The following is a 16,522-nucleotide window of genomic DNA, read 5'->3' on the forward strand; positions in this document are numbered from 1 at the left end:
AATCCTTATAGAACGAGCTTGCCAACGGGCTTCAACTGCACATGGTTGCCCAGTTCCTGAAACGAATAGACCTGCAGCCATCCGAGACGCGCTTCGATCATCCGCCGGAAGTAGCGCCTGATGTCCATCGACGTGACAACGGCGATGTCGGGACGCACGCCGCCGCAAATCGCCTCGAGCCGCGTGACGAATGCATTGATTTGCTCGGGCGGCAAGGCGAGGAAGTTGCCGGTCGGGGTCTGCTTGATGGATTGCCGGATCAGTTGCTCAACCTGCAGATCGAGCATGATCGCGGACAGTTGCGGCACGCCGCCGGTTGCCCGATGAGCGATCAGGCGGCCCAGGTCGCCGCGCACGTACTCGGTCAGCAAAAGCAAGTCCTTCTCCTTTGGCCCCCAGATCACGAGGCTTTCGAAGATGTTGCGGATGTTGCGGATCGAGATCTGTTCTTCGAGAAGCCGTCTCAGCACGTCGGCGATTTTCTGCGTCGGCAGTGCCTTCTTCACTTCGTCGACGAGACCGGGGTAGTCGATCGCGCATTGATCGAGCACGTAGGTGGTTTCCTGAATGCCGACGAACACGTGCGCATTTTGTCTGAGCGTGTTCGCCACGTGGCGCGACAGCACCTGCTCGGCGTTGAGCGCGACGACCCCGGAGGCGGGCAGCATCGCGTTGTCGATCCACCGGCTCGACGCCATCCCGCCGACGTCAACGAGCGTATCGCACTGCGCCTGCAGCGCGTCGCCGGCTTCGAGCACGACGCTCCTCTGTGTGGGCAACTCGCTGCCGGCGGTCGGCACGTCGTGCAACAGGATCTCGTATGAGGAGCCATCCAGTGCGTCATGACGCCATAGCGTGATGCCGGGAAACGGTAGCCCGAGCTCTTCCTGAATGCGGCGGCGCTCGGGGCCGAATGCCCGATCGAGGTTTTCGGCACACAGGTACGCCGCGAGTTCTTGCGATACGCGCACGCCGAGCGGACATGCGAACTGCGGCGCTTTCGGCAGAATTGCCGGAGTGTCCACCTTCGCACCCGCTCGCTGCAGTGACGTGGCACCGCCTTGCAGTTCGCGCTCGGCGGCCTGCTTGCGCTTCTGAAGGCGGTAGCCGATGAAGCCGAGAATGCCCGAGAGCAGCAGGAACAGCGGCGCTGGAAATCCCGGTACCGCGGCAAAGCCGAGCAGCAGCAACGCCGCCACGAAGAGCGCGCGAGAGTTGCCGCCGAGCTGGTTGCCGATTTCCTCGCCGAGCGACTTGCCACCATTGTCGTGCTCGTCGGACACGCGCGTGATCATCACGCCCGCTGCGACGGAGATCAGCAGCGAAGCGATCTGGGAAACCATTGCATCGCCGATTGACAGAATGGAAAAGCGGTTGGCGGCCTCGCCCGCGCTCATGCCGTGATACGCCACACCGACCGCGATGCCCGCAACGATGTTGACCATCGTGATGACGAGGCCTGCAATCGCGTCGCCTTTGACAAATTTCATTGCGCCGTCCATACCGCCGTGCAGCTGGCTTTCGAGCGCAAGCAGAGCGCGCTTTTTGCGCGCCTCTTCACCGGACAGGAGGTTCGCACGCAGGTCCGCGTCGATACTCATCTGCTTGCCGGGCATCGCATCGAGTGTGAAGCGCGCGCCTACTTCGGCTACCCGTTCGGAACCCTTGGCAATCACAATGAACTGCACGGTTGTGATGATCAGGAAGACGACAAGACCGACCACGAGATTGCCGCCCACCACCAGCTCGCCGAAGCTCTCGATGATGTGCCCTGCATCGGCGTGCAGCAGGATCGATTTTGTCGAGGCTATGTTCAGCGATAGGCGAAAAAGCGTCGTGAATAGCAGCATCGACGGAAATGCGGACAGCTGCAATATGCTCGCCACGTACATCGTCACCATCAGCAGCGTGACGCTGAGCGCGATGTTGATCGCGAGCAGCCCGTCGATCAGTAGCGTGGGCAGTGGAAGAATCATCAGCGAAATGATCGCCACTACGAGCGCCGCGATCGCAGCTTCGCCGCCGACCGGCAGCTTGAGAGACTTGAACATGCGAGTCCTTGATTGGCCTGTAATCACCGGATTAGGCACTAGAGCAGAACGCCTGGCGCCCCGCCCGCCGGTGGCGCACCGTCCGGATCGGAAAGACTTGCGACCCAGCGCAGGATCGCAGCAACCGTCTCAAACAGCTCTTCGGGAATGCCGTTATTGAGCTGGACTTTGTAGAGCGCACGCGCAACAGGCGGGTTGCCGACGATCGGGACATTGGCGTCGCGCGCGAACGCGCGAATTTCCGCGGCGCGCTGGTCGACGCCTTTGGCGACCACGCGCGGAATGCCGAATTCCGCGGGGTCGTAGCGCAAGGCCACCGCATAATGCGTCGGATTGACGACGACGACGTTGGCCGAGTCGACGGCCTGGCGGGTCGGGGCCGAGTTCGCCAGTTCGCGCGCAAGCGCCTTGCGCTTGCTCTTGATTTCCGGGTCGCCTTCGGACTCCTTGTTCTCGCGCTTGATGTCTTCCTTCGACATCCGGTTTCTCCGGATGAGCAGCCACTGCTGCAGTTTCAGATCGGCCGCGCCGATCAGCAGATAGACGAGAGCCGCGACGCCGACCACTCGCAGCACGGATTGCCAGCTAAGCACGATGAGCGTGTTCACAGACTGAAAGGCTGCACCGGCGATCAACGGCATCAGCATCAGCACCGCCTCGTAAAGCACCGCGCCAAGCAGCACTGCCTTGACCAGCATCTTGACAAGTTCGAGCAGCGACTTCAGCGAGAAAATGCGTCGAATGCCCGAGGCCGGGCTGACTGCTGAGAGCTTCGGCGCGACCGGCTTCATGCTGATCATCAAGCCGACCTGGGGGGCGAGCGCCAAAACTGCGCCAAGCAAAGCGACCAGCGCGAACGGGAAAAGCAGAAAGACGGCGCTGGCTGCGAGATCGAGCCATACGCGCGTGATGCCGGCTAGCGAATGGTCGCCGGAGACGGCATCGAGTGAAATCTGAACGAGCTGCTTGAGCTTGCCGGACAGGAAGTCAGCGCCGGTCACTGCGAGCAGCAACACCAGCATCAGACTTACTGCGCCGGTGAGGTCCTTGCTCTGCGCAGTTTGCCCTTCTTCGCGGGCTTCGCGCAGTTTTTTCTCTGTGGGCTGTTCGGTTTTTTCGGTCGACATCTGTCAGGCGCGAAGCGTGCATGGGAAGCAGGTCAGAAGCGGCGAGCGGGGGCTTGGGCCCCCGCCGACTCGAATGCCGCACCTGCGACGTGCAGGTCCGACGCATGTCGATCACATAAACATGAGCATCATGGGGAGCGCCTGCATCAGGCCGTTGAGCGCTTGATTCGCGGCGTCTGAACTGCCTGAGCCGTCCTGCTGATTGTTGGCCCCAGACGCGGGATCGGTGTTGCCGACAACATTCGGGTTGTTGGTCGGCGAAGAGGAGGAGGAGTAGGGATTCACGAAACTCATAGCTGTTCCTTAAATGAAGTGACGACGATATGCCGTCGTTAAACAACAAGACTGACCGGAGCTCCAACGTTACGCGAGACACGAACGGAACGGAGGCTGGTGTGCGAACACGCGTCGAGAAGCGCGAAGCGGATGAGAAATCTTGAGGATTGGGAATGACGTGCGGCTGCGCAGGCGATGAATGTAAGCGAAAAGTTACAGATGGGCAAAAAGTTACAGGCCGACGCTTCGCGCGGCTCGCCTTCCCTTCGCGCGATTCGGGGAATGGCCTTGCGTCGTCGGCTATCGTTTTGTGGCGGTCGTGAGAGTGTTTTCTTTCTTGGAGGATAGGACAGTGTCTAGTTTGGCATTGAATAACAGCGCGCCGATGTTGCTACAGACCGGCATGGTGGGAACAAGGCTTCCCCCGATGAGTGGCGATCAGACAGGTGACTCCGGTTTTAGTGGGATGAACGATCTGGGAGTCAATTCACAGAATATTTTGGCTGGAGTCGCGCACAGTGTCAGCGGTCTCACGCAGGATCCATGCGGCGTCGACCGCTCGATGGCGGCGGTCTCGCATTACCGCGGCGGCGACATGGGTGCAGGCGGTGCGGGCGGTGCGGGCGGTGCGGGCGGTGCGAGTGGTGCGAGTGGTGCGAGTGGTGCGAGTGGTGCGAGTGACGGGTCGGGAGCGGCTGGTGCAGGCGGCACGTATGGAGCCTTCGGCGATTGCGGCATGAACGATTGGGCGTCATTCGGTGACGACACCTTCAAAGCGCAATTAGCGGACCTTGAAAACTCGTTCGCACAGACCGAACAGGAAACGAACGCCGCGATGGAAGACTTCGGTGGAATGAGCCAGGCGGATCAAAATGGCCAGCCCGGAGCCTCGGGAGTGACGTCCTCTCAGGATGGCAATGGGAACTCGACTAACGCGAAGGGCAGTGATGGCCCGAGCAGTTCGTCTAGCTCCAACTCGACGACCGACTCGCAAGACTCCGTAGATAAACTCCAGGCGGAAGACCCGGACAATCCGGACCTTCAGAAATTGTCTGATGACACCAAGACGCTCCAGGATGCGCAGCGTTACCTCAAGAATCCATATAACGGCGTGGGCTCCAACGATTATCAAAGCGTCCAGAACGCAAAGGACGCCATTACGAAGGACAGGCAACAGATTGCGGAGGACGGCCAGGATGAGAACGCAGCGTTGAACGGCAATCCCGACAGTATCAATGCTGAGAAAGACCCGGACAACGCATCGCCGAAGCAGCGATTCGATGACTGGATGAATGCGCATCCCGACGACGACCAGCAAAAGGTTGCGCAGATGGTGGGTTATGACATTCCGAAGGACGACGATCCAGTGGAAACCCCGATGATCTTTTGATGTATTCCAAGGCGTGATAGACGTCCTGCCACGCGTGACTATTTTGGAAATTGAATGAACTATCTCGACTATCCCAAGGCCCTTATCCCCGCGCTGATTGAAGTAGTCAGCATCGGCTGTCAGCGCAACTACGACCAGGACGCGGAAGCGGTGCTCAACGCGCTGCGGGTACTGCGCCCCGATTTTCCCGAGCTCGAAACATTCGAAGCCTGGCTGCAGATCCGCCGCGGCCGCTGGGCGGAAGCGATTCACGTGCTGCGCAGCCTCGACATGGCTTCGGCAAAGTGGAGTTATGGCAAGGCGCTGCTCGCGTATTGCTTGTACATGACGGGCGACTCGGGCTGGCGCGTGGCCGCACATGAAGTGCTCGAACTGAACAACAATGCCGAGGCCGTAGGCCTCGCGCGCGCGATGTTGGGTCTCGCCGGGTCGAATGCGGCAGCCGAGCCTGCCGACTCCGCGGCATCGACTGCCGGCATCGAGCAGACGAGTGCTCAATACTTGCGCGCTTGACCCTCTTTACTCAACTCATTCGGGAAATACGCAATGGATCCGACCATCGCGATGGCGCAGGTATTCGGCGCGTCACAATTGAGCGGCGCGGACCCTGCAACGAGCGGCATACACAACATCGTGGGGCCGAGCGCCGAGCAGATCGACAAGTTCCAGGGCCTGATGGGTTCGCAACAGGACGGTAGCCACGCCATCGTCGAATCGCACGGCGCCGGCGCATCGAACGCAGGAAACATCTTAAGCAGCGCAATCGAATCGCAGGATGCTTCGATGCAGCAGATGATGTCCGACATGAACCAGTTCGAGCAGGCAGCGCCTACGATGTCGGTGCAGAGCATGATGGCCGAATCGGGTCATATGTCGATGGAGATCGCTCTCACCGAGGCGAACATGCAAGCAAAGCAAGGCGTCGTCGAATCGAGCAAAAGTTCGCTCCAAACCTTGATGAAGAACCAATGATGAATCGTGCTGCCTTTCGCCTTGGGCGCGTCGCCGTGCTGGTCGCTTCGGTGCTCTTTCTCGCCGCGTGCCACAAGGAGCTCTATAACGGCCTGACTCAGCAGGACGCCAACGAAATGGTGGCGGCCTTGCTCGAACAAGGCATCGATGCCGAGAAGACGTCGCCTGATGGCGGCAAGACCTGGACGCTGGATGTCGACGACGGCAAGCTTGTACAGGCCATGGACGTGTTGCGTGCGCATGGCCTGCCTTCGGCGAAGTTCACCAATCTCGGCGAGATGTTCAAGAAGGATGGCCTTGTGTCGACGCCGACGGAGGAGCGTGTGCGCTTTATCTACGGGATCGAGCAGGAGCTGTCGAACACGCTCTCGCAGATTGACGGCGTGGTCGAGGCGCAGGTGCACATCGTGCTGCCGAATAACGATCCTCTTGCGACGACGGTCAAGCCATCGAGCGCGTCGGTGTTCGTGAAATACCGGCGCGATACAAACGTCGATACGCTGACGCCGGCGATCAAGAACCTCGTCGTGCATAGCGTGGAAGGACTCACGTATGACCAGGTCAGCGTGACGTCGGTGGCGGCCAACCCCACGCGGGTTGTCAACGTCCGACGCTCGGACTCCCCGCTCTGGCGGCTCATCTGCTTTGGTGGCATGTCTGTGGTGCTGCTGGGGGGCATCTGGGTTCTGCTCTTCGTCAGGCGCGCGTCGTTTGGTGACCCGAAGGCCGGCTTGGCAAGCCGGCTCCTCCATCGCGCCGTTGAGCAATTGAACCGTCGCAAGCGCGCACGAAAGTCAGGGCCGACAGGCTCAACTGGTTGATCGCAGGCGGCAATGATGTGGCAACGGCCCGATGCGACACGGCTCGCTGAACTCCTCACGCGCTATCAACAAAGCGTCGATACGCTCATCGAGTGGGCGCATCCGTCGTGGACCGAGGAGTTCACGCGGATGTGTCCGGTGCGCGACGGCTATCCGCCGCAGTTCGTGCGTGCGGTATCGAGGCAGCTTTGGGGCGGGGCTGCATGTGCGCCGCTGCTCGAAGCATTCAACACGGCTGCGCATGGCATCGCCGTATTGCCCGCCGCGGATCTGACACGCGTGATGCGCGCACGCGCGCTGATGTTCTATCGGACCGCGGTGCGACGCTGCGTGGACAAGCCGCGCCGGCAGATGCTGCGTCAATGGACGAGTGCGGCGGCGCTGGCACAGCTGTCGGCGATCAAGGGCGATACGCCGTTCGACGTTCGCGACGATCCGATCGCGCGCAGCGAGCTTGCTGTGGGGTGGGACGGCTTCTGTCTCATGCGTGCGACGGGCATGTGGGACGACCCCGCGCTGATCCGGCTGATGCGCTTCGCGTTTCCGCGCGATGGGATCGAGCCTGTCTGGCTTGCCGGTGTGGCGAACGCGGTCAATGAGCGCGAGCACAGCGCGCTTATCGCCACTCGACTTACCGATTTCTTTCCGGATCTTTCATGGTTATTTGGTTAGGCAATACAGACGGACCCGCAAGCAGAATCGGCGTAGACGGCGACATAGTGCGCCTTGAAGAGTTCGGCCACGCGGTCGAACTGCACGAGGCCTACGCCCAGCTCGAAAGGGATCGGCATCAGGTGCTGCAGCTTGCAGAGGAACAGGCGGCGGCTATCGTCGACGAGGCCGAGCACGAGGCCGGGAGAGTTCGCGATGAGGCACAACGACTCTATGACGATGCCGTGCAACGCGGCTTTGCCGACGGCCAGCAGGGCGCGGTCGAGGAGTGGCACAAGCGCAACCTCGATGCGATGTCGGAAGCGCGCGCCGTGCAGGCGCGCATGCGCGAGCGCCTCGCGGAGCTGGTCACGTCGGCGGTTGAGCAGATCGTGCTCGCCGAGCGGCCGCAAGCGCTGTTCGAACGCGCGTTGACGACGCTCGACAAAATCTCGGAAGGCGCATCGTATCTGCGCATCTCGGTCAGCACCGACGACTATGAAGACGCGGTGCGCACTTTCGCTTCACTGGCGGACGCGGGGCCCCGCCGGCTTGCGATCGAGGTGACGCCGGACAAGCGGCTTGGGCCCGGTGCGTGCATCTGCGAGTCGGACTACGGCGTGGTCGATGCGAGTCTCGAGACGCAATTGCAAGCGATCCGCTCGGCGGTCGGGCGCGCGCTCAAGCACTCGCTCGCGAACGAGGGGGCCGGCGCCCGGCCTGCATTCGATGAGCATGCAATGGGCGAGCTCGCCGATGACGATGACACGGTGGGTACAGACAATGAAGACTACGATCGATCGGGTATCCGAAACGTCGGAGAAGACGACACTGCCGGTGTCGATAAATATGACGACGATGGCGCGGACGAATTTGACGCCGGGGATTACGAGGACGACGACGCAGAGGCCGATTACGACAGTATGGACTATGACGCCCACGAGGAAGAGGTGCGCAGATGAGCGTCGAAGACCGATCGGAATGGATGTCCGAGCTCAATCCATTCTCCGCGCTCACGGATCAGATCGAGCGCGAGTTGCAAGCGCGCCCGCGATACCTGCAGACCGGCAAGGTGATGGAGGTGGTGGGCACGTTGCTGAAGGTGTCGGGTCTCGACGCGAATCTCGGCGACTTATGTGAACTGCAGGATCGATACGGCACGCTGCTGCAGCGCGCCGAGGTGGTCGGTTTCTCGCGAAATGTGGCCATCCTGTCGCCGTTCGGTAGCTTGACGGGCGTCTCGCGGTCGACCCGTGTCGTTGGACTGGGGCGTCCATTGTCCGTCAAGGTGGGGGCGGGGTTGCTGGGGCGCGTGATCGACAGCCTTGGCGAGCCGATCGACGGGCGCGGGCCGCTCGACTACGACGACCTTCGGCCCATCATCGCAGCGCCGCCGGACCCGATGACGCGCCGCGTGATCGATGAACCTTTGTCGACGGGCGTGCGCATCGTCGACGGCCTCATGACGCTCGGCGAAGGGCAGCGCATGGGCATCTTCGCGCCGGCGGGCGTCGGCAAATCGACCCTGATGGGGATGTTTGCCCGCGGCGCGCAATGCGACGTGAACGTAATCGCGCTGATCGGAGAACGAGGTCGCGAGGTTCGCGAATTCGTCGAGATCATTCTCGGCGAGGCCGGAATGGCGAAGTCGGTCGTGGTGTGTGCGACGTCGGACCGCTCGTCGATTGAGCGCGCGAAAGCCGCCTATGCCGCCACCGCGATTGCCGAGTATTTTCGCGACCGGGGATTGCGCGTGCTGCTGATGATGGATTCGCTGACGCGCTTTGCGCGCGCCCAGCGCGAGATCGGCTTGGCTGCCGGCGAACCGCCGACGCGGCGAGGATTTCCGCCGTCGATCTTTGCCGAGCTGCCGCGTCTGCTCGAACGAGCGGGCACATCGGCGAGCGGCTCCATTACGGCTCTCTACACGGTGCTCGCCGAAGATGAATCGGGCGGCGACCCGATCGCCGAGGAAGTGCGTGGGATTCTAGACGGCCACATGATTCTCTCGCGCGCTATTGCCGCGAAGAACCAGTATCCGGCAATCGACGTGCTCGGCAGTCTCTCGCGCGTGATGACGCAGATCGTCGGGCGCGAGCATCAGGATGCAGCGGGGCGCGTGCGCGAGTTGCTCGCCAAGTACCGGGATGTCGAGACCTTGCTGCAAGTCGGCGACTATCAGCAGGGCCAGGACGCCATTGCCGACAAAGCGATCGAGAAGATCGACTCGATCCGTGCGTTTCTTGGCCAGCGTACCGACGACTTGAGGCCTTTCGACGAAATCGTCGATGGTCTGTTCGATCTGGCCGCATGACGAACGATCCGCGCTACAAGACGTTTTTGCTGTTACAGCAGCGGCGCCGGCGCCTCGCACAGAGGCTCGAAAAAGCGCTTGTCGCGGCGCGTGCCGAACTGCGGCGTGCGCAAGACGAGCTGTGCCAGAGGCAGGCCGCACGGATTGAACACGAGCGAAAAGTCGACGCACATGATCGCCGGCTTGTTGAGACGCTCGATGCGCCGGGCGGATTTTCGCCGACTGAGCTGATGTCGCTGCGGGATTTCCGGAATGTGCTCATGACGCAAGCACAGGCGTTGGAGGTGGACGTATCGGCAGCCGAACGTGCGGTGGGAGAACGCGAGCAAGCGCTTGCTGAATCTCAACGGAACATCGCGAGAAACAACGCGCAGCTCGATGCTCTCGACACCAGCCTGAAGGATCTCGCGACCGCGCACGAGCTGGCCGTCGAAGACCAGCAGGACGAGGAAGCCGAAGAGGCTCATGGCGCGCGGTTGCGTGGACGATAGCCGCTAGAGGGCGACATCAAAGGAACTGGAAAATGAACGCATCAATGCAACTGCTGCCCTTCGACTTGTTGCAGTTGGGGCACACATGGGAACAATTCGTCACCACGTTGCTGATTTGCAGCTTGCGCATGCTGATCGCCTTCATGGTGCTGCCCGCCATGAGCGATGAAGTGCTGACGGGGGCAAATCGGGCGGCAGTGGCGTCAATATTCGGCGCGTTTGTCGCGTGGGGACAGCCTCCTGACCTTGCCGAGCACTTGCGCGCGGGCGGGCTCGCGCTTTATGCAATTAAGGAAGGCATGCTCGGGCTCGTGCTTGGCTTCGCCGCTTCGCCGGTGTTCTGGATCGCGCAGAGTGTCGGCGCGTATGTCGACGATCTCGCTGGTTATAACAACGTGCAGGTATCGAATCCGCTGCGAGGGGAGCAGAGCACGCCGGTGTCGAACCTGCTGGGGCAATTGGTGGTTGCGGTGTTCTGGACACTTGGCGGCATGACGTTTCTACTAGGCGCCATCTTCGAGTCGTACAAGATCTGGCCTATCGCCGACACGCTGCCGTCGATGTCGAACTTCGCCGAGAGTTTCGTAATCCAGCAAACCGACACGCTCATGCAGATGACGACCAAGCTCGCCATGCCGATGCTGCTCGTCCTCGTGCTGATCGATTTGAGCCTGGGCTTGATTGCGAAGGCGGCGGACAAGCTCGAACCGTCGACGCTGAGTCAGCCGATCAAGGGCGCGGTCACGCTGCTGCTGCTGGCGCTCTTCGTGTCGATTTTCATCGATCAGGTGAAGGAACAGGTTTCGTTGCGTGCATTGTCGATGGAGTTGCACGCGATATGGGCTGTGCATTAGAGGAGCTATGCCCGAATTTTAACTATTTGGGAAATCAAATGAAGTTGCGCATCACATGAAACGTCGAAATCTTCTTCTTGGAGCAGGTGTTCTGGTCGCCGGAACGGCCGCATTGCAGTCAGCCGGAGCGCGGTTGCGTCGTTGCTGCGTCAAACGGGACGGCATTGGGAAACGCTCGAAGAGGTGCTGATTCACAATGCTGCGCCCGGCGGGCAGCGCGACTTCGCGGATTCGAAGGAGGGAAAGGAGATATCACTGGTGAAGCATTAAAGGAAAGGTCGTCGGCGGCGTGATGACATCGTTCGACGACTGCTGTCAAGGTGCCGTAACAGGCGAGGACGGCCCAAGCAGCCTTGTCGTTCACTTTGCAACAGCGCCGGGTTCGGTTCGACCCAGCGCGGTTGCTCTCAGCGCTTACGCGCGCGGGAGATTCGACGATGCGAATTCCCAATTCAGCAATTTGTCCATGACCGCAGCGACGTAGGCCGGGCGGCGGTTTTGATATTGCAGGTAGTAGGCGTGTTCCCAAACGTCGACCGTCAATAGCGGCTGCATGCCGTGCACGAACGGCAAATCGGCGTTGCCGGTCTTGACTACCTTCAGGTGGCCGCGATAGACCACAAGCCAGCCCCAGCCGCTGCCAAACTGCGAGACCGCCGTGGTCGCCAGTTCGTTCTTCAGATTGTTGAGAGAGCCGAAATCACGCTCGATCATGGCCTTCAGCTCACCCTGAGGCGCTGTCGACGCCGGCGTCATGCTGTTCCAGTAGAAAGTGTGATTCCACGCTTGGGCTGCATTGTTGAAAAGCGGCTCCCGATCGGACCGGCCAGCGCTCGCCACGACGAGCTCCTCGAGCGACATATCCGCGAAGGGCGTGTTCGCAACCAGCTTTGCGATGTTGTCGAAATACGCCTTGTGATGCTTGCCGTAGTGAAGGCCGATCGTTTTCGCGGAGAGAATCGGCTCGAGCGCGCTTTCTGCGTATGGCAAGGGCGGTAGTGTGAGCGGAGACCTCGGAAGGAAATCGGGAACACGCGTGGTAGCTTGCGTTGCGGCAAATGCGCTGCTGGCCGGAAGGGCGGCGGCCGCTAGACCAGCTGCGCCGAGAGCCCCGAGTTGCATGAAGCCGCGGCGGCTGCTTCGAATATCGTCGAGTTCGTTAAACATCGTTGCTTAGAAGATAAAAGGAGAAGGATTAGGGGGAGCTTGCGAGGCCGATAAGCAGACGCTGCTCACGAGAGACATTCGAAATGTCATTCTGCCAGCGACGATTCTCGTCTTTACGAATGTGGTGAGGATTATTGAGTAATTGGATTAGCACTTCGCGTTCAAACGCACATGTGCGAGGGCAACACAAGTCGTGAACACGCATTCCGGCAAGCGAATGCGAAGCGGCTACAGCTCGTTACAGGCGGGGGAACTGCTTTACAAAGAGCCTCGTTGATTTACAAACATCTACTCGAAAGATCTGTTGCGCTCTAGTTTAATACGTTCATCCATCGATACCCAGATGGCTAACCCCTCGGAGAACGTAGATGTTCAAATTCAAACAAAGCTTGATCGTTTCGGCAGTTCTTGCATTTACCAGCATGTCGGCTTTTGCAGGTCACATGGGCGGCGGCATGCAGCATATGAGTGGCATGCAGCACATGAGCGGTATGAGCAGCGTGGGCCATTCGGAGTCCATGTCCGGCAAGTCCGCCTCGACTGAAATGAGCGTCACCCGTATGGAGCAGACTCGCGTTGAGTCGAACTCGATGTCGGATCGCGCGCACATGAAAACGACTTCCAACCGGCAGGCACAGCCCTCGTCCACCATGAGCCAGACGGGCTCCACTCAAGCTGGTCTGACGCCGCCGAACCCCAATGCAACGCATGGTTTGCGTCCTGGCTCGGTGGTGCCGATCCTGAACGGCGGCACGACGACGCAGCCGGCGACGACGGGTATGACCGGCGGCATGGCTACGCAAACGGCGACGACGGGTCTGACTCCGCCGAACCCGAATGCTACGCATGGTCTTCGCCCGGGTTCGGTGGTGCCGATCCTGAACGGTGGCAAGACGACGACGCCGACAACTACGACGACACCTCCGAAGACGCAGCCCGCATCGCCGCAACCTGTGCAGGCGCAGCGCTCGCCGGTGCATCTTTCGTAAGAAGGGTGTCATCCTGGATTAGGTCGATGCCGAATGACTAAGACGCGTGAGCGGTGACCGGTTGCAGCGGTCACCGCTCATTGCCAGGGTGAGCGGCGGACACTCGCTGTGTCGAGGGATAAGATGAAGAAGAGAGTCATAATTGACGCAGCGGTTGCACTGCTAGGCGGATCGGCCTTCGCCGCTTCCGAACAGAATCATGCCGCAGCGTTGGCGTTGCAGGACGGTCGGGCGGTGAGTCTGCGCGAGGCTGTGATGTCGGCACACCATTTTGCGACCGAGAGTCATGCGTATGCGCATGGGGCGCCGGGACCTTCGACTGCGGAGGTCGCCACGCTTTCAGGTGCGTCAACGCGGCAGAGCGAGGCCGCCTCGATCGGTCAATGAGCGCGGGCCCGACTTGATTGTCAGTTGTTCGGGGCATAAAACTCCCGTGGGTTAAGGCCCGTAAACGAGACGCTTCGGCGAGCCGCGAGCGAATGACGGCCCCGCGCCGGTCTTGACAACACCCTCCTTTGGTTCAGGATTCGTAGAGTGCCTGCAGTGCTCCATGCCTGAACGTTCATGGGTTCATCGAACGCTTGAGCGTATTCTCTTCGCCCCCATTTTCCGTTATTGCACCACGGTAGTTGTCCTGGCGCGCGAACTCACTGAAGACGCACCCATACACGATGGCGAAGCACTGGATCGCGAAGCGAATCCGCCAGTCTGGCCGAATCATCACAGGATGTATTTCTTTCGTCAGTGATGCGAAGTTGTGATTGAAAAAACGAAGTTCGTATAGGAACTCGGGAACTTCAATGGCTACCCATGTGGCATGTCATGAAGCCTGACTGCGGCGATCATAATTGTTATCCACTGGACTGGGCCATGTCGAATGGCCCGCTTTGCAAGTACAGCCGGTTACGAATGTCTCACTTGGTGACTTCGCAAGTTGAGCCACCGGTTCGTCCGCCCCGTTTGCCCGGACCTGTCTTTCGATAATGTTGATGTCACGTGCTGTCCGACGACAGACGGCACGGAATGTTAACTATTTTTTGGGAGTAAGAGATGAGCGTTCCATCGATCAAGTCGGGTGCTGCTGCGGACTTCACTACCATGCAGAAATCGCATGAAGAGGCTTCGGGTAAGAAAGAAAAGCCGTTCGATAATGAACTCGACGAGATGTTGGCCAAGATGAACCTGTCGAACGCGACGTCCGGCGGACAGGGCGGCGGTGGCGCGGCGAGCACTTCGGGGATGCCCGGCGGAGGGGGCACTTCGGAAATGCCCGACGGAGGGGGCATTCCGTCGCTCACAAGCGGCGACGATGACAATGACGATCCGCTTCCGGACTCGTCTTCGGGCCAGTCGGGAACGCAGCAGCAGCCCGACGCCGCCGGCGGGATGCCCCATGGGCATGGACACCACCACGCGCACGGTAGCGAGCCCGCTAAGGAAGGGGCACGCGCCTGACCTGCCGATGTGAAGCTCGATCCCGCATTTAAGGCTAAGCTCAACGATCTGACGCACGAGTACCGTTTCGGCAAAGCCTCGCGCTGACGGCGCGTCACTTGAACCCGATGCCGTCACGATGCGCGGCAGGGCGGTCGCGCACCGTGTCAACCTCAGCAATCGGGTTGAATAGGCGCGTGACCGTCTTGCCCGCCCATCTCGAAGTAGGTCCGGCCGGGAGGGTGTAGCTCGACAATGCGAAATGCTCCGGCGGGGCTGAAGATGATGGCGTGGGCGAGCAGCGTGATTCGAGCAGACCCGTCGGCATGTCGAACCGTCGACGCATCGGATAGCTCCGGCACAGTCCAGTCGTCCAGACCGGCTCTTGCCATTGCCTTGATGATCTCTTCCCGCGCCTCTTGCGGATCCGACGGTGTGGGGCGGATTTTCGCCAGCTCTCTGCGCAAGCGGCCCAATCGCTTCGTGGTTTCGGGTCTTCTCGTCAGCCTTCGGACTGCGGTGTCGGTGTGCCGGCGTGCCGCCGAAGCCGGCTTCAGTCCCGCCGGAGGCGGCGCGCAACGGTTCGTATCGGAACCCGTAGCTGTCGTTTCGTCGGGTTTTGCCGTGGCGACATGGCAGCTTCGATTAACGGGGAATTGCAATGTGACCATGTCTGAATTGAGATTCAAGTGTCCACATCAAAAAAATATTCCCACACGCGAAAGGCGCGAACCTGCGCAACGGGCGAACTTACGTGCCCCGAACCTGCTTCAGCCAGTCGGCAAGATCGTGAAGCTCCTTTGTGAAACTGCGGAATAAACGAACCGGTTCCGGATCGCGTTCGGGTCCCACTGCGACCACGTGAAACGGTGCGCCGATGTCAATCGGCGCGGCATGCGGGTGGACGACGGAATTTTTTGCGCCGGATGTTCCATAAGAGCTAGAAAGCCCTTCCGAACGGTAACCAGGTACGGCAGCAGCTACCCGGTTTGTCCGCAGGTTTATTTGCCGTGTGTGCGCGGAGGTCGTTGGGGTTGTTTGACACGGATAGACTCGGGATCGACTAAAGACTTGTGCGCGACCGCCACAAAGTGGCCACCTTTATCCCAGATGACTACTTCCCTTCCGCCTGGAACGCCGAGCTGGTCTATGTGGGTGTTTCCCTTCACTCTCGATATGACATAAAAGCGAAGCTTCGGCTTGACGCCCGGCCGGCTGTTGATTAACTCGACAACCCTCTTGGCCGCGCCGCTCATCGACGTGAATTGTTCGTTCGGCTTGGTTAGCTTTTCGTCTACCAGAATCTTTCTGATTTCGTTGACTTGCTGATTCAATTTATTTGATTCTCCATAGTTCTCGAATGCAAGCATTGCAGCTGATATGACGAAGCAATTGTTCTTCTGATCGCCGCTTTCCCCGCTGTTTGGAACCTCGATCATTGCATGCTTACACAAGAGGTTCTTTATCTCCTCGTTATACTTTCCGGTAAGCAGCTGCGTCACTTGTCTCTCATGCGATAACCAGTCGCCATTGTTGGCCTGCTGGGAGGATGGATGACGCGTTTTCGGTCGCGGCTTGTCGTCGGATTTCTGTGACGAAGGGTTTTGAGACTCCGTTAGCAGCCGATGCGTTGTCTCCCTTTCAAAGGAAACCAAGGAATTTGCAACGGCTGTCTCGAGCGCATCATCGTCAGCCTCACGGATGGCCTGATCGGGCACGGCGTCATTTCTCATCATACGTTCGTAGTAAGAAAACTGCGTTGGCGTCGTGAAATCCTTCATGCGCTTGTAGTCACCTGCCGGCAATGGCGTCATGGAACCCGCAGGGAGGTGACCCCGCACACGTGGTTCCCGACCCGTCACCGGCGGTTGCGGGGGTGGAGGGTCACGATATATTACGTTCGGAACTGGCCTTTTTCCCTTGGAGCCTGGCAAAGGCCGTGTCGGAAGTGCAGGCGGCGCGCAATCCCCTTCAGAGCCGGATCC

General features: G+C 60.1%; 17 protein-coding genes. 11 read left to right on the forward strand and 6 right to left on the reverse strand.

All coding sequences use genetic code 11. The annotated features are described in order from the left end of the window. Window positions 1-5: 5 nt before the first annotated feature. The 3 genes from sctV to OKW29_RS00910 all read right to left on the reverse strand — a co-directional run bounded on the left by sctV (window position 6) and on the right by OKW29_RS00910 (window position 3,472). Window positions 6-2,051, reverse strand: a complete 2,046-nt coding sequence (gene sctV, locus OKW29_RS00900) for a type III secretion system export apparatus subunit SctV (protein WP_429289607.1) — start codon at window positions 2,049-2,051, stop codon at window positions 6-8. Between the two features lie 38 nt (window positions 2,052-2,089). Then, window positions 2,090-3,178: a type III secretion system export apparatus subunit SctU gene (gene sctU, locus OKW29_RS00905; protein ID WP_429289608.1), complete on the reverse strand. Its 1,089-nt coding sequence runs from the start codon at window positions 3,176-3,178 to the stop codon at window positions 2,090-2,092. A 111-nt stretch (window positions 3,179-3,289) separates the two neighbouring features. Next, a complete protein-coding gene (locus OKW29_RS00910) occupies window positions 3,290-3,472 on the reverse strand; it encodes a hypothetical protein (protein ID WP_429289609.1) in 183 nt (60 codons plus the stop codon). A gap of 409 nt (window positions 3,473-3,881) precedes the next feature. Between OKW29_RS00910 and OKW29_RS00915 the strand changes: the two genes are divergently transcribed. Genes OKW29_RS00915 through sctT form a run of 9 tightly spaced genes read left to right on the forward strand, consistent with a single transcriptional unit; the run spans window position 3,882 to window position 10,947 of the window. Beyond that, window positions 3,882-4,844, forward strand: coding sequence for a hypothetical protein (locus OKW29_RS00915; protein ID WP_429289610.1), 963 nt, complete (start codon window positions 3,882-3,884; stop codon window positions 4,842-4,844). Between the two features lie 54 nt (window positions 4,845-4,898). Further along, the gene (locus OKW29_RS00920) at window positions 4,899-5,357 is read left to right on the forward strand and encodes an HrpB1 family type III secretion system apparatus protein (RefSeq protein WP_429289611.1); all 459 of its coding nucleotides are present in this window, start codon (window positions 4,899-4,901) and stop codon (window positions 5,355-5,357) included. A gap of 33 nt (window positions 5,358-5,390) precedes the next feature. Next, window positions 5,391-5,816, forward strand: a complete 426-nt coding sequence (locus tag OKW29_RS00925; RefSeq protein WP_429289612.1) for a hypothetical protein — start codon at window positions 5,391-5,393, stop codon at window positions 5,814-5,816. Continuing rightward, on the forward strand, window positions 5,813-6,637 hold the full coding sequence (gene sctJ, locus OKW29_RS00930; protein WP_429289613.1) for a type III secretion system inner membrane ring lipoprotein SctJ: 825 nt from the start codon (window positions 5,813-5,815) through the stop codon (window positions 6,635-6,637). The genes OKW29_RS00925 and sctJ overlap by 4 nt, the downstream gene beginning before the upstream one ends. A 12-nt stretch (window positions 6,638-6,649) precedes the next feature. After that, entirely contained in the window at window positions 6,650-7,309 is a 660-nt protein-coding gene (locus tag OKW29_RS00935; RefSeq protein WP_429289614.1) for a type III secretion protein HrpB4, read from the forward strand. A 47-nt stretch (window positions 7,310-7,356) separates the two neighbouring features. After that, complete coding sequence (gene sctL, locus OKW29_RS00940) at window positions 7,357-8,250, forward strand: type III secretion system stator protein SctL (protein ID WP_429289615.1); 894 nt, start codon at window positions 7,357-7,359, stop codon at window positions 8,248-8,250. After that, the gene (gene sctN / locus OKW29_RS00945) at window positions 8,247-9,602 is read left to right on the forward strand and encodes a type III secretion system ATPase SctN (RefSeq protein ID WP_429289616.1); all 1,356 of its coding nucleotides are present in this window, start codon (window positions 8,247-8,249) and stop codon (window positions 9,600-9,602) included. The genes sctL and sctN overlap by 4 nt, the downstream gene beginning before the upstream one ends. Continuing rightward, entirely contained in the window at window positions 9,599-10,093 is a 495-nt protein-coding gene (locus OKW29_RS00950; protein WP_429289617.1) for a hypothetical protein, read from the forward strand. The genes sctN and OKW29_RS00950 overlap by 4 nt, the downstream gene beginning before the upstream one ends. 44 nt (window positions 10,094-10,137) lie before the next feature. Then, window positions 10,138-10,947 (forward strand): type III secretion system export apparatus subunit SctT, encoded by an 810-nt coding sequence (sctT, locus tag OKW29_RS00955; RefSeq protein WP_429289899.1) that lies wholly within the window; start codon window positions 10,138-10,140, stop codon window positions 10,945-10,947. A 414-nt stretch (window positions 10,948-11,361) separates the two neighbouring features. On the opposite strand, the gene OKW29_RS00960 is transcribed toward sctT, so the two are convergent. Next, window positions 11,362-12,114, reverse strand: a complete 753-nt coding sequence (locus tag OKW29_RS00960) for a superoxide dismutase (RefSeq protein ID WP_429289618.1) — start codon at window positions 12,112-12,114, stop codon at window positions 11,362-11,364. A gap of 368 nt (window positions 12,115-12,482) precedes the next feature. On the opposite strand from OKW29_RS00960, the gene OKW29_RS00965 reads away from it, so the two are divergent. Together OKW29_RS00965 and OKW29_RS00970 are read left to right on the forward strand one after the other, a co-directional pair. Beyond that, window positions 12,483-13,103, forward strand: coding sequence for a hypothetical protein (locus OKW29_RS00965; RefSeq protein WP_429289619.1), 621 nt, complete (start codon window positions 12,483-12,485; stop codon window positions 13,101-13,103). A 1,050-nt stretch (window positions 13,104-14,153) separates the two neighbouring features. Then, on the forward strand, window positions 14,154-14,558 hold the full coding sequence (locus tag OKW29_RS00970) for a hypothetical protein (protein WP_429289620.1): 405 nt from the start codon (window positions 14,154-14,156) through the stop codon (window positions 14,556-14,558). Window positions 14,559-14,710: 152 nt separating this feature from the next. On the opposite strand, the gene OKW29_RS00975 is transcribed toward OKW29_RS00970, so the two are convergent. Beyond that, window positions 14,711-15,226, reverse strand: a complete 516-nt coding sequence (locus OKW29_RS00975; RefSeq protein WP_429289621.1) for a hypothetical protein — start codon at window positions 15,224-15,226, stop codon at window positions 14,711-14,713. Between the two features lie 312 nt (window positions 15,227-15,538). After that, window positions 15,539-16,351, reverse strand: a complete 813-nt coding sequence (locus OKW29_RS00980) for a hypothetical protein (protein WP_429289622.1) — start codon at window positions 16,349-16,351, stop codon at window positions 15,539-15,541. Window positions 16,352-16,522 lie beyond the last annotated feature (171 nt).

It is taken from the genome of Paraburkholderia sp. CI3 (assembly GCF_050436505.1).
Taxonomy (GTDB): Bacteria; Pseudomonadota; Gammaproteobacteria; order Burkholderiales; family Burkholderiaceae; genus Paraburkholderia; species Paraburkholderia tuberum.